Origin of the sequence: Castellaniella defragrans 65Phen (genome assembly GCF_000612685.1) — a bacterium.
Taxonomy (GTDB): domain Bacteria; phylum Pseudomonadota; class Gammaproteobacteria; order Burkholderiales; family Burkholderiaceae_B; genus Castellaniella; species Castellaniella defragrans.
Map to the genome: position 1 here is coordinate 3,273,052 of NZ_HG916765.1, position 12,811 is coordinate 3,285,862.

At 72.9% G+C, this 12,811-nt stretch carries 11 protein-coding genes and 1 pseudogene; 10 read left to right on the forward strand and 2 right to left on the reverse strand.

Annotated elements, in window-relative coordinates; genetic code table 11:
* Positions 1-9 precede the first annotated feature (9 nt).
* A pseudogene (tsaE, locus tag BN940_RS14585) lies at positions 10-515 on the forward strand (tRNA (adenosine(37)-N6)-threonylcarbamoyltransferase complex ATPase subunit type 1 TsaE).
* On the forward strand, positions 482-1,849 hold the full coding sequence (locus tag BN940_RS14590; protein WP_043684164.1) for an N-acetylmuramoyl-L-alanine amidase: 1,368 nt from the start codon (positions 482-484) through the stop codon (positions 1,847-1,849). Before tsaE ends, BN940_RS14590 begins: the two are co-directional and overlap by 34 nt.
* Positions 1,850-1,898: 49 nt before the next feature.
* Here the strand turns inward: BN940_RS14590 and BN940_RS14595 are convergent, their stop codons facing one another.
* Positions 1,899-2,543, reverse strand: coding sequence for a VTT domain-containing protein (locus tag BN940_RS14595; protein ID WP_043684166.1), 645 nt, complete (start codon positions 2,541-2,543; stop codon positions 1,899-1,901).
* A 123-nt stretch (positions 2,544-2,666) separates the two neighbouring features.
* On the opposite strand from BN940_RS14595, the gene mutL reads away from it, so the two are divergent.
* Together mutL and miaA are read left to right on the forward strand one after the other, a co-directional pair.
* Entirely contained in the window at positions 2,667-4,601 is a 1,935-nt protein-coding gene (mutL, locus tag BN940_RS14600; RefSeq protein ID WP_043684168.1) for a DNA mismatch repair endonuclease MutL, read from the forward strand.
* 125 nt (positions 4,602-4,726) lie between these two features.
* Positions 4,727-5,671 carry a tRNA (adenosine(37)-N6)-dimethylallyltransferase MiaA gene (gene miaA / locus BN940_RS14605; RefSeq protein ID WP_043684170.1) on the forward strand — a complete coding sequence of 315 codons (945 nt, stop codon included), beginning with the start codon at positions 4,727-4,729 and terminating at the stop codon, positions 5,669-5,671.
* A 64-nt stretch (positions 5,672-5,735) separates the two neighbouring features.
* Here miaA and purM read toward each other — a convergent pair whose 3' ends face one another.
* Positions 5,736-6,785, reverse strand: coding sequence for a phosphoribosylformylglycinamidine cyclo-ligase (gene purM, locus BN940_RS14610; RefSeq protein ID WP_043684172.1), 1,050 nt, complete (start codon positions 6,783-6,785; stop codon positions 5,736-5,738).
* 140 nt (positions 6,786-6,925) lie between these two features.
* Between purM and hda the strand changes: the two genes are divergently transcribed.
* From hda to BN940_RS14640, 6 genes are all read left to right on the forward strand, one after another.
* Complete coding sequence (hda, locus tag BN940_RS14615; RefSeq protein ID WP_052355913.1) at positions 6,926-7,660, forward strand: DnaA regulatory inactivator Hda; 735 nt, start codon at positions 6,926-6,928, stop codon at positions 7,658-7,660.
* Complete coding sequence (locus BN940_RS14620) at positions 7,657-8,358, forward strand: HAD family hydrolase (protein ID WP_043684173.1); 702 nt, start codon at positions 7,657-7,659, stop codon at positions 8,356-8,358. Before hda ends, BN940_RS14620 begins: the two co-directional genes overlap by 4 nt.
* A 113-nt stretch (positions 8,359-8,471) precedes the next feature.
* Entirely contained in the window at positions 8,472-9,884 is a 1,413-nt protein-coding gene (gene pcnB, locus BN940_RS14625) for a polynucleotide adenylyltransferase PcnB (RefSeq protein WP_052355914.1), read from the forward strand.
* Positions 9,885-9,946: 62 nt separating this feature from the next.
* Positions 9,947-10,453, forward strand: a complete 507-nt coding sequence (locus tag BN940_RS14630) for a 2-amino-4-hydroxy-6-hydroxymethyldihydropteridine diphosphokinase (protein WP_052355915.1) — start codon at positions 9,947-9,949, stop codon at positions 10,451-10,453.
* A gap of 296 nt (positions 10,454-10,749) precedes the next feature.
* Positions 10,750-11,556 (forward strand): translesion DNA synthesis-associated protein ImuA, encoded by an 807-nt coding sequence (imuA, locus tag BN940_RS14635; protein ID WP_148304983.1) that lies wholly within the window; start codon positions 10,750-10,752, stop codon positions 11,554-11,556.
* The gene (locus tag BN940_RS14640) at positions 11,498-12,805 is read left to right on the forward strand and encodes a Y-family DNA polymerase (protein ID WP_043684174.1); all 1,308 of its coding nucleotides are present in this window, start codon (positions 11,498-11,500) and stop codon (positions 12,803-12,805) included. The genes imuA and BN940_RS14640 overlap by 59 nt, the downstream gene beginning before the upstream one ends.
* Positions 12,806-12,811 lie beyond the last annotated feature (6 nt).

A 12,811-nucleotide genomic window follows, 5' to 3' on the forward strand; every position in this document is an offset into this window, starting at 1 on the left:
GCCCCCACCATGACTCCCCCGCTTCCTTCCATCGACTGGCCCCTGCCGGACGAAGACGCCACCGTTGCCCTGGCGCAACGGCTGGCCGGACTGGCCTGCGGCCGCGCCCCGGGCGGCCCCGCCGCCGGGGACGCATCCACCTGCGCGGCGAGCTGGGCACGGGCAAGACCACCCTGGCCCGCGCCCTGCTGCGGGCCGCCGGCGTGACCGGCCGGATCAAGAGTCCCAGCTACGCGCTTCTTGAAAGCTATAACGTTTCTAACTTATACTTCTATCACTTTGATTTCTATAGATTTAGCGATGCACACGAATGGCGGGACGCGGGCTTCGACGAACTGCTCGACGAACACGCGGTCGTCCTGATCGAATGGCCCGAGCAGGCCGGCACGCGGCTGCCGCCCCCGGACCTCGACATCCGCCTGGAATATGACGGCGCCGGCCGGCATGCCCGACTGACCGCCTGCAGCGAAAAAGGACAGCAATGGCTGACGCACCTGGACCCGCCGCGCCGATGAGCGCCCCCGCCGCCCCCCTGCGGCGCAAGATGATCGCGGGCGGCTGCGCCCTGTTGCTGCTGCCCGTCGTACCGCGCCTGGCGCAGGCCGCCACCATCCTGGCGGTGCGGACCTGGCCGGCCGACGAATACACGCGCGTGACCCTGGAAATGGACACCGAGCTGAAGGCCGAGCACTTCACGCTCGACCATCCGCACCGGCTGGTGGTGGACATCGAGGGCGTGCGGCTGAGCGCCGCCATCAACGACCTGGTCTCCAAGATCCGGCCCAACGACCCCTACATCGGCACCGTGCGCGTGGGCCAGAACCGCCCCGGCGTGGTGCGCCTGGTGTTCGACCTCAAGCAGGACGTCGCCCCCCAGGTCTTCACCCTGAAGCCCATCGGCGAGTACAAGTACCGCCTGGTGCTCGACCTGTATCCGAAGGTCGCGCAGGATCCGCTGATGGCGCTGCTGAAGGACGCGGAAAACGACCCGCTCGCCGGCATCCTGGAAAACCTCGCCCAGGACAGCCCCACGGAGGCGCCCATTCCCTCCGTGGAAGGCCAGAAGCTGCCGCCGGTCGCCCGCAAGCAGCCGGACGAAGACGTCGCGCCGCCTCTGCCGCGCGCGACGCCCGGCGCCCGCCCGGGCCGCCCGATCCTGATCGCGCTGGATCCCGGCCACGGCGGCGAGGACCCGGGCGCCATCGGCAAACGCGGCACGCGCGAGAAGGACGTCGTCCTGCAGATCGCGCACCGCCTGAAGAAGCTCATCGACGCCCAGCCGAACATGCGCGCCTACCTGACGCGCGACCGCGACTATTTCGTGCCGCTGAACGTGCGCGTGCAGAAAGCCCGCCGCGTCCAGGCCGACCTGTTCATCTCCATCCACGCCGACGCCTGGATCAAGCCCTCGGCGCGCGGCTCGTCGGTCTGGGCGCTGTCGCAGCACGGCGCCACCAGCGCCGCCGCCCGCTGGCTGGCGAAGAAGGAAAACGACGCCGACCTGATCGGCGGCGTGAACCTGGGCGCGCACAACGCCCAGGTGGCCAAGGTGCTGCTGGACCTGTCCACCGGGGCGCAGATCAACGATTCCATCCGGGTCGGGACCCAGGTCCTGAACGAGATCGGCAAGATCAACCAGCTGCACAAGAACCGCATCGAGCGCGCCGGCTTCGCCGTGCTGAAGGCGCCGGACATCCCCTCGATCCTGATCGAGACCGCCTTCATCAGCAATCCCCAGGAAGAACAGCTGCTGCGCACCTCGGCGCACCAGCAGCGCATCGCCAACGCGGTGCTGAGCGGGATCCAGGATTATTTCTCGGCGCACCCCGCGCTGGCGCGGCGCGCCTGATACCGTCCGGGGCCCGCCGACGCCGGCGGCGCCCCGGCCGGGCGTGGCGTCAGGCCGAGCCCGTCTTGCGGCCGCGCAGCAGCTTCCACAGCACCCCGCCGGCGGCCGGCACGGCGGCCGCCCCCACGCCGATCAGCACGATGGTGTTGAGGTGTTCCTTGATGATGGGGACGTTGCCGAAGAAATAGCCCAGGGTGATCAGGCCGGCGATCCAGGCGACGGCGCCCAGCGCGTTGTACAGCTGGAAGGTCAGCCAGCGCATGCCCGCGACCCCGGCCACGAAGGGCGCGAAGGTCCGGAACAGCGGCAGGAAGCGCGACAGCACGATGGTCTTGCCGCCGTGCCTTTCGTAGAAGGCGTGGGTCTTGATCAGGGCCTTGCGGTCCAGGAAGCGGTAGTCGCGCGAAAAGACCTTCGGGCCGATGAAGCGCCCCACCTGGTAATTGACGGTGTTGCCCAGGATCGCGGCCGCGATCAGGATGCCGCCCAGCAGGACCGGGTCCAGCAGGCCGGAGGCGCCGAAGGCCCCGGCGATGAACAGCAGCGAATCCCCGGGCAGGAACGGCAGCACCACCAGCCCCGTTTCGCCGAAAATGATGAGCGCCAGGATCAGGTAGATCCAGGCGCCGTATTGCGCCACCCAGACCCCCAGGTACTGGTCGATGTGCAGGACGAGTTGGAACAGTTCAGCCATTTGGCCGCGAGACCTCGAAAGATGATGGGAAAGGGCGTGCCGGGGATCATACCGGAACGCGGCGCGCCCGCGGCCCGGCCGGCCGGGCGAAACCCCGGGCCAGCGCTCACTATAATCGTTTTCATGATGCGAACCATTGCCGCCCTGCCCGACATCCTCATCAGCCAGATCGCCGCGGGCGAAGTCATCGAACGCCCCGCCTCCGTTCTGAAGGAACTGCTGGAAAACGCCCTGGACGCCGGCGCGCGGGCCATCGAGATCCGCCTGGACGGCGGCGGCATCCGCCGCATCCTGGTGGCCGACGACGGCCACGGCATCCCGCCCGACCAGATGCCCCTGGCCCTGCAGCGCCACGCCACCAGCAAGATCGCCACCCTGGCGGAGCTGGAATCGGTGGCCACCCTGGGATTCCGGGGCGAGGCCCTGGCCTCCATCGCCTCGGTCGCCCAGCTGACCCTGACCTCGCGCACCGCCGGGGACACGCAGGCCTGGCAGCTCGCCGCCGGCCAGGCGCGGCCCGTGCCGGCGGCGGGCGCCGTGGGCACGCGCGTGGACGTGCGCCAGCTGTTCGACCACATCCCCGCGCGGCGCAAGTTCCTGCGCAGCGAGCAGACCGAATACGCCCATTGCCTGGACGCCGTGGAACGCATCGCGCTGGCGCATCCCGGCGTGGCGCTGCGCGTGTTCCACAACGACAAGCCCCAGCGCAACTGGCCGGCGACCGACATCCACGGCCGCATCCGCGACGTGCTGGGCGACGAATTCACGGCCCAGAGCCTGCCGGTATCGGCCGAGCAGGGACTGGTCTCGCTGGAAGGCTGCATCACGCGCCCGACCTTCGCCCGCAGCCGGGCCGACCGCCAGTACCTGTACGTCAACGGCCGCTACGTGCGCGACCGCACGGTGTCCCATGCGGTGCGCCAGGCCTACGCCGACGTGCTGCACGGCGACCGCCAGCCGGCCTTCGTGCTGTTCCTGACACTGGACCCGGCCGGGGTGGACGTGAACGTGCACCCGGCCAAGCACGAGGTGCGCTTCCGCGACAGCGGCGCGGTGCACCGCCACGTCGCCCAGGCGCTGGGCGAGACCCTGGCGGGCCGCGGCGGCGCCGCCGTGGACGGCCCGGCCGAGGCGCCGCCCGCGCCGACGGAGGGCGACGCCGCATGGCGGCCGGGCACGGCCCCGGGCGCCGCGGCCCCCGCGGCATCCCGGTCCGGCGGCGCGCCCGCGGCCTTCTCCGGGGCCGCGCACGCCGCCCGTCCCGCCTCCCCCTACCCCGCCCGGATTCCCGTCCAGCAGCGTTTCCCGCTGAACGACCGGGTCCCGGTCCAGGACTGGCGCAAGCTGTACCAGCCGCTGGACGCGGCCGATGCCGCCGTTCCGGGACGGGAAGGCGCTGGAGGGGAGGACGCCGGAAACACGCGAGCCGCCGGGGACGCCGGCCTCTCCGGAGGCGTCGACCCGCACGCCCCCGACCTGCCCCTGGGCATGGCCCTGGGGCAGCTGCACGGCATCTACATCCTGGCCCAGAACGCGCGCGGCCTGGTCCTGGTGGACATGCACGCCGCGCACGAGCGCGTCGTCTACGAAGCCCTGAAGCAGGCCCTGGACCAGGCGCCCCTGCCGGCGCAGGAACTGCTGGTCCCGGTGGTGTTCACCGCCACGGAGATCCAGGTGGCCACCGCCCAGGCGCACCAGGACACGCTCGACGGCCTGGGCCTGCGGATCCGCGCCACCGGCCCGGCCTCGCTGGCCGTGCGCGCCGTGCCGGCCCTGCTGGCCCGGGGCGACATCGAAGCCCTGGCGCGCGGGGTGCTGGCCGACATCGAACGCATCGGCCATTCGGCCCGGCTGACCGAGCAGCGCAACGAGCTGCTGTCCACCATGGCCTGCCACGGCGCGGTGCGCGCCCACCGGCGGCTGACGCTGGACGAGATGAACGCCCTGCTGCGCCAGATGGAACGCACCGAGCGCGCCGACCAGTGCAACCACGGCCGCCCGACCTGGTTCCAGTGGAGCCTGGCCGACCTGGACCGGCTGTTCATGCGCGGGCAGTAGGCGGCGCGAACAGCGGACAACGGATGCCGCGCGACGGACGCCCCGGCCGGGGGGACACGCCCCTGCCCGCCCCTGCCCCGCCCCGAGCACCGCGCCCGCCCCGGCGGGTCGGCGATAATGCCCCCATGTCCACGAATGCCCCCGTCCTGATCTGCCTGGCCGGCCCCACGGCCTCCGGCAAGTCCGCCGCCGCCCTGGCCCTGGCCGGGCGCTGGCCCATCGAAATCATCGTGATGGATTCGGCCACGATCTATCGCGGCATGGACATCGGCACGGCCAAGCCCACGGCCGGGGAACGGGCGCGGGTGCCGCACCATCTGCTGGACATCCGCGACCCGGCGCAGTCGTATTCGGCGGCGGAATTCGCGCGCGACGCGGCGGCGCTGGCGCAGGAGATCCGCGCGCGCGGCCGCATCCCGCTGCTGTGCGGGGGCACCATGCTGTACTACAAGGCCCTGCGCGAGGGGCTGAACGACCTGCCCCGCGCGGACCCGGCCATCCGCCAGGCCCTGGACGAGGAAGCCCGGACGCGCGGCTGGCCGGCCCTGCACGCCGAACTGGCGCGCGTGGATCCCGCCACGGCCGCCCGGCTGGCGCCCAACGACAGCCAGCGCCTGCAGCGCGCGCTGGAAGTCTGGCGCGGCAGCGGCCGGACCCTGGGCGACTGGCTGGCCGAACCGCCGCGGCCCGCGCTGCCCGGCTGGCGCTTCGAGACCATCAGCCTGGAGCCCTCCGACCGCGCCGTCCTGCACGCGCGCATCGCGCAGCGCTACCAGGCCATGATCGGCGCGGGCCTGCTGGACGAGGTCCGCGCCCTGCACGCCCGCGCCGACCTGCATCCGGGCCTGCCCTCGATCCGCTGCGTGGGCTACCGCCAGCTCTGGGACCATCTGGACGGGCGCATCTCCCTGGACCGGGCCATCGACCAGGCCATTGCCGCCACCCGCCAGCTGGCCAAGCGCCAGATCACCTGGCTGCGGTCCCTGCCGCAACGGACCGGCGTGGACTGCCTGTCGGACCGTGCCGTGGCGGAAACAGCGCGGCACTTCGCCCGGATGCTGGGGGATTGAAGGCGCACCCGAAGCCGGCATCCGGCTCCGGCGCCTAAAGGACGGGCGCAAGGCCCGCCCCGGATCAGTCCACGATCGTCTGCGCGCCGCCTTCGGCCCGGGCTTCGATCGCGCCCAGCGCATGGACGGTTTCGCCCTGGGCGCGCAGGGTGGCGGCGATGGCGTCGGCCTGGGCCGGGTCCACCACCAGCACCATGCCGATGCCGCAGTTGAACACGCGCGCCATTTCCTGGTCGGCCACGCCGCCCTGGGCCTGCAGCCACTGGAACAGCGCCGGCCACTGCCAGGCGTCGCGGTGCAGGCGGGCGCACAGGCCCGGCTTGAGGATGCGCGGCACGTTTTCCAGCAGGCCGCCGCCGGTGATGTGCGCCAGGCCCTTGATCGCCGCGCCGTGGGCCGCCAGGGCGGCCAGCACGGACTTGACGTAGATGCGGGTGGGTTCCATGACCACGTCGCCCAGGGGGCGGCCGTCCAGGTCCTGGTCGGGGCGCGCGCCGGCGTGCCGCAGGATCTTGCGCACCAGGGAATAGCCGTTGGAGTGCGCGCCGCTGGAGGCCAGGCCCAGCACCGTGTCGCCCGCCCGGATGCCGGCGCCGTCGATGATCGCGGATTTCTCGACCGCGCCCACGGCGAAGCCCGCCAGGTCGTATTCGCCGTCCGGGTACATGCCGGGCATTTCCGCCGTCTCGCCGCCGATCAGGGCGCAGCCGGCCAGCTCGCAGCCGCGCGCGATGCCGCCCACGACGCGGGCCGCCGTGTCCACGGACAGCTTGCCGCAGGCGAAGTAGTCCAGGAAATACAGGGGCTCGGCGCCCTGGACCAGGATGTCGTTGACGCTCATGGCGACCAGGTCGATGCCGACCGTGTCGTGGCGCTGCCACTCGAAGGCCAGGCGCAGCTTGGTGCCCACGCCGTCGGTGCCGGACACCAGCACCGGCTCGCGCAAGTGGCGCGGCACCTCGAACAGGGCGCCGAAGCCGCCGATCCCCGCCATCACGCCGGGCCGCATCGTGCGGGCCGCCAGGGGCTTGATGCGGTCGACCAGCGCGTCGCCGGCATCGATGTCGACCCCGGCGTCGCGGTAGGTCATGGAGGGGGAGGTGCCTTGTGTCATGAGAAAAACCGCCGAATGTGCAAGAATTGCAAGTTTGGATATTCGCCTGATTTTACGATGAAGTTCCGCTTCGCATGATCGGGCCTGCACGGCGCAGGCCCGGATGCGGTCCCGGACGCCATCTTGCGACGCACGCCCCGATGCCTTCCACCCCTTCCGCTCCCGCCCAGCCCCAGGCGCAGCAGCTGCTGCTCGACATCCTGCCGGGCACGATGCCGTCGCTGGACGGCTTCGTGGCCGGCGCGAACCTGGCCGCGCTCGAAGCCGTGCGCGGGCTTGCGCCCGGGCGCGCCGTGTACCTGTGGGGCGGCGTGGGTTCGGGACGCAGCCACCTGCTGCGCGCCCGCGCGCAGGGCGCGGGCTGCCATTACCTGGACGCGCGCTCCCCGGCGCAGCGGCTGCACGCCCTGGCCACCGACGAGGACCAGGCCCTGTCCCTGGTGGCGGTGGACGACGTGGCCGACCTCAATTCCGCCGCCCAGGCCGCGCTGTTCGCCCTGTTCAACCGCTGGCGCACCGCCGCCGGCACGCCGGGCGCCTTCGCCCTGCTGACGGCGGGCGACCGCGCGCCTCTGGCCATGCCGCTGCGCGAGGACCTGCGCACCCGCCTGGGCTGGGACCTGGTCTACCGTCTGGAGCAGCTGTCCGACGAGGACCGCGCCCAGGCCCTGCGCGACCGCGCCCGGGAACGCGGGCTGCAGCTGTCCGACGAGGTCCTGCACTGGATCCTGACCCGCTGCGACCGCGACATGGACCGCCTGACGGCGCTGATCGACAGCCTGGACCAGTATTCCCTGGCGCGCCACCGCCCCATCACCCTGCCCCTGCTGAAAGACCTGCTGGCCGACGCGCCGGCCCTCCCGAGGACCCCATGACCCCGACCCATCTGGCCCTGTTCGACCTGGACCACACCCTGCTGCCCTTCGACAGCGACTATCAGTGGGCCGAATTCCTGGCGCGCACCGGCCGCGCCGGCGATCCAGCGGAGGCCCGCCGCCGCAACGACGAACTGATGCGCCGCTACAACGAAGGCACGCTGTCGGCCGAGGAGGCCGCCGATTTCATGCTGGGCCTGCTGCGCCTGGGCCGGCCCGACGAACTCGACCGCTGGCACCTGGACTACATGGCCGAGATCGTCGAGCCGGGCATCCCGCGCGCCGCGCGCGAACTGGTCGCGGAACACCAGGACCGCGGCGGGCTGTGCGCCATCGTCACCGCCACCAACGCCTTCGTCACCACCCCCATCGCCCGCGCGCTGGGCATCGAACACCTGATCGCCACCATTCCGCAGCGCGACGCGCTGGGCGGCTACACCGGCCGCATCGAGGGCACGCCCAGCTTCAAGGCGGGCAAGGTCCTGCGGGTGCGCCAGTGGCTGCGGGACCAGGGCCGGCAGCTGGAGGACTTCGACGAGTCCTGGTTCTACAGCGACTCCATGAACGACCTGCCCCTGCTGGAGGCCGTGACCCATCCGGTGGCCACCAACCCCAGCCCGGCGCTGCGCGAGACCGCCGCCGTCCGGGGCTGGCGCATCCTCGACCTGTTCGGCGGCCTGAAGGATGCGAAATCCTAGGGGTTCCTGGAGGTTTCCAGGGATTCCGGGAGGGATGCGGCCGCCGGCGGCGGTTCGCCCAGAATCTCCCCCGCCGGGGGACACCGGCGATACAAAGCCTTAAAATACGCGCCATGCTCAAGCAGACCATCAAGAATTTCGTCGCGCGCCTGTTCGCGACCCCGCCCAGCGGCCCGGTGCGCCTGTCGCGCGACAAGCACGGCATCGACCGGCGCCTGGTGTCGCGGCACGCCATCAAAGTCTGCGAAGTCCTGAACCAGCACGGCTTCGACGCCTATATCGTGGGCGGCGCGGTGCGCGACCTGATCGTCGGCCTGGAACCCAAGGACTTCGACGTCGCCACCAACGCCACGCCCAACCAGGTCCGCCCGCTGTTCCGGCGCGCCCGCATCATCGGCCGGCGCTTCCAGCTGGTGCACGTGGTGTTCGGCCAGGAAATCATCGAGACCTCGACCTTCCGCGCGCCGTCCTCCGGCAACCAGGAAACCGACGAGCACGGCCGCATCCTGCGCGACAACGAATTCGGCACGCACGAGGAAGACGCCGCGCGCCGGGACTTCACCATCAACGCCCTGTACTACGATCCCCTGAAGGAAGAAGTCATCGACTTCCACCAGGGCGTGGCGGACCTGAAGAACCGCGTGGTGCGCATGATCGGCGACCCGGAAACACGCTTCCGCGAGGACCCGGTGCGCATGCTGCGCGCGCTGCGCTTCCAGGCCAAGCTGGGCGCGCGCATCGACCCGGCCACCGAGGCCCCGATCAGCCGGCTGGCGCCGCTCATCGAGCACGTCCCGGCCTCGCGCCTGTTCGACGAGACGCTGAAGCTGCTGACCTGCGGCCACGCCATGGACTGTGTGCACGAGCTGCGCCGCTCGGGCCTGATGAAAAGCCTGATCCCGCTGATCGACCGCATCTTCGAGGAAGACGGCGGCGAGGCCTTCGTGGAGATCGCCCTGTCGCGCACCGACGCCCGGGTGCGGGCGGGCAAGCCCGTCAGCCCCAGTTTCCTGTTCGCCGCCCTGCTGTGGCGGCTGGTGCAGAAGCGCTGGTCCGCCCTGGCCGCCCAGGGCATGCAGCGCAACGAGGCCCTGATCCGCGCCGCCGATTCGGTGATCGAGGAACAGATGGACAAGCTCGCCATCCAGCGCCGCCACCAGGCCGACATGCGCGAGATCTGGCTGATGCAGGCCCGCTTCGAGCGCGCCACCGTGCGCTCGATCTGGCGCATGATGGAACAGCCGCGCTTCCGCGCCGCGGTGGACTTCCTGCAGCTGCGCGCCGAGGCGCGCGAGGTCGACAGCGTCCTGGCCCAATGGTGGATGGACCTGTCCGACAGCAACGACGAGCGCCGCTCGCAGATGATCGACGCCTGGCAGGCCGGCCACGCGGGCGCCCGCCGCGCCGGCACGGGCGCGGCCCGCAAGCGCCGCCGCCGGCGCAGCCCGTCCCAGGGCGCGGGCGTGGACGGCCAGTCCGCGGCGTCCGCCCCGGCCGCCTCCGTGGCGCCGGACGGCGCCGCCTGAACGCTCCCCGCCGTCCCGACGCCCGGTCCGGCCCGCATGCCGGCCGCGGCGCCTCCGCCGCCATGAGCCCCTCCGCCCCGTCCCAACCCGCCGCGCCCGTCCTGGCCTGCGTCGGCCTGGGCGCCAACCTGGGCGACGCCGCCGGCACCGTGCGGCGGGCGGCCGCCGAGCTGGCCGCCGTGCCGGGCGTGGCCGGCCTGCGGCTCTCGCCCCTGTACGGCACCGCGCCGGTGGATTCCTCCGGCCCCGACTACGTCAACGCCGTGGCGGCCCTGGAGACGACGCTGCCCCCGCTGGCGCTGCTGGCGGCGCTGCAGGCCATCGAGCAGCGCCACGGCCGCGAGCGCCCCTACCGCAACGCCCCGCGCACCCTGGACCTGGACCTGCTGCTGTACGGCGGCCAGTCCATCGACCTGCCCACCCTGACGGTGCCCCATCCCCGCATGCACGAACGCGCCTTCGTCCTGCGGCCCCTGATGGACCTGGCGCCCGGCCTGACGCTGGCCCAGGGCGGACTGGCCGCCCTGCTGGCCCGCTGCGCGGACCAGCCCATCCGGCGCCTGGACTGATCCGGCCGGCGGCGCCTCGCCGGGAATCCCGGCCGCCCAGGCCGCCGCTCGCCGCCGCGCCGGACCGCCCGAACGCCGCCGGACCGCCCGCACGCCGCCGGACCGCCCGCACGCCGCCGGACCGCCTGAACGTCGCCGGACCGCCCGAACGTCGCCGGGCCGCCTGAATGTCGCCGGACCGCCCGAACGCCGGCATGCCTGAACGCCGACGCGCCGGGCCACGGCCCCCTTCCCCGGGCCAGACGCCCGCCGCGGATTTATGGCAAAATACTGTACATACCATCAGTATTTTCGCCATGAACGCTTCCGCCGCCCTCCTGCCTGCCCCATCCACCGCGCCGCCCCCGGACGCGGCCGGCGCCGTGCGGCCGGAGCTGGCCGTGCGGGGCGTGTGGCGCGGCACCGAGATCGGCCGCCAGGCCACGGCGGTGGTCCCCACCGGCTGGGCGCCGCTGGACCGCGAGCTGCCCGGCGGCGGCTGGCCCACGCAGTCGCTCACCGAAGTGCTGGCCGCGCAGCCCGCCGCCGTCGAATGGCGCCTGCTGGCGCCCGCGCTGCGCCAGGTCGCCGCGCGCGGCGGGCAGATCGTCGCCGTCGGGCCGCCCCACCCGCCCTACCTGCCCGGCCTGCGGCAGGAAGGCCTGGACGAACGCTGTTTCGTGTGGATCGATGCCCGCACGCCGGCCGAGCGGCTGTGGACGGCCGAGCAGCTGCTCAAGGCCAACGCCTGCGGCGCGGTCGTCGCCTGGCTGCCGCAGGCGCGGCCCGAGCAGGTCCGGCGCCTGCAGGTCTGCGCGCAATCCTGCGAAGGGCTCGCGTTCCTGTGCCGCCCCGCGGCGGCGCGGCACGAATCCTCGGCCGCGCCGCTGCGCGTGCAGGCGGACCCGGGGCCCGACTGGGAACTGCGCCTGCACATCCTCAAGCGCCGCGGCCCCCTGCAGGACGAACCGCTCGTCCTGCCTTCGATGCCCGGCGGCCTGGCCGCCCTCATCACGCCCCGGCTGCGGCATCCGAGCCGGCTGCTGACCCGCGAGGACCCCGCCGATGCTGTGGGCGGCACTGTCATTGCCCTGCGCACCCGACGGAACGCCGCCGTCCAGTGAGGCGCTTCACGGGCTGGCGACCTGGGCCCTGCAGTTCACCCCCCGCGTCGCCCTCGCCGATGAAGCCGTCGTCCTGGAGGCGGAGGCCGGCACGCGCCTGTTCGGCGGGCGCCGGGCGCTGCACGAGCGCATCGACGCCGAAGGCCGCACGCTCGGCATGGCCGCGATCGCCTGGGCGCCCAACAGCCTGGCCGCGCTGGCCTGCGTGCGCGCCGGGGTGCTCAACGGGGTGCGCCGGCCCCTGCCCGAGGTCCTGGACGCCTTGCCGATGGCGGTCCTGTCGGCCGTCGCGCCACACCATCTCACGCTGGCCCAGCTCGGCTGCCGCACCCTGGGCGACGTGCGGCGCCTGCCGCGCGGCGGCCTCAACCGGCGCTTCGGCCAGGGCCTGCTGGACGCGCTCGACCAGGCCTACGGCCTGCGGCCCGAGACGCACCGCTGGATCACGCTGCCCGAGACCTTCCACGCGCGCCTGGAACTGATGGCGCGGGTGGAGACGGCCCCGGTGCTGCTGTTCGGGGCGCGCCGCCTGCTGTTGCAGCTGTGCGGCTGGCTGGCCGCGCGGCACGCGGGCATCACCGCGTTCACGCTGCGCTGGGCGCACGATTTCGTGCGCGCGCGCGATGCCGGCGACGGCGGCGAACTGACCATCCGCACCGCGCAGCCGATGCGCGAGGTCGAGCACCTGTGCCGGCTGCTGGCCGAACACCTGGCCCGCGTGACGCTGCAGGCCCCGGTGGGTGAACTGGCCCTGGAGGCGGTCGAGGCCGTGCCGCTGCCCGGGCGCAGCGACTCGCTGCTGCCGGACGCCGGCAGCCAGCGCGAATCGCTGGCCCTGGTGCTGGAGCGCATCGCCGCGCGCCTGGGGCCCGAGCGCGTACGTCGGCCCGTGCTGTGCGAGGACCACCGCGCCGAATGGGCGCAGCACTGGCAGCCGGCGCCGCGCCCCCTGCCCCGGCAGCGCATGGCGCCGCCCGACGTGCCGCAGCCGACCTTCCTCCTGCCCGAACCGCTGCGGCTCGCGGTGCGCGCAAACCGGCCGGTCCACCAGGGGCCGCTGATGCTGCTGGCCGGCCCCCACCGCGTCGAAGGCGGCTGGTGGCACCGCGGCGAGGACGATGCGTCCACCCACCACGTCGAGCGCGACTACTGGGTGGCGCTCAGCCGGCGGGCCGGGGTGCTGTGGATCTACCAGACGCGCCTGGCAGGGGACGCCGCCGCCTGGTATCTGCACGGCATGTTCGCCTGACACCCG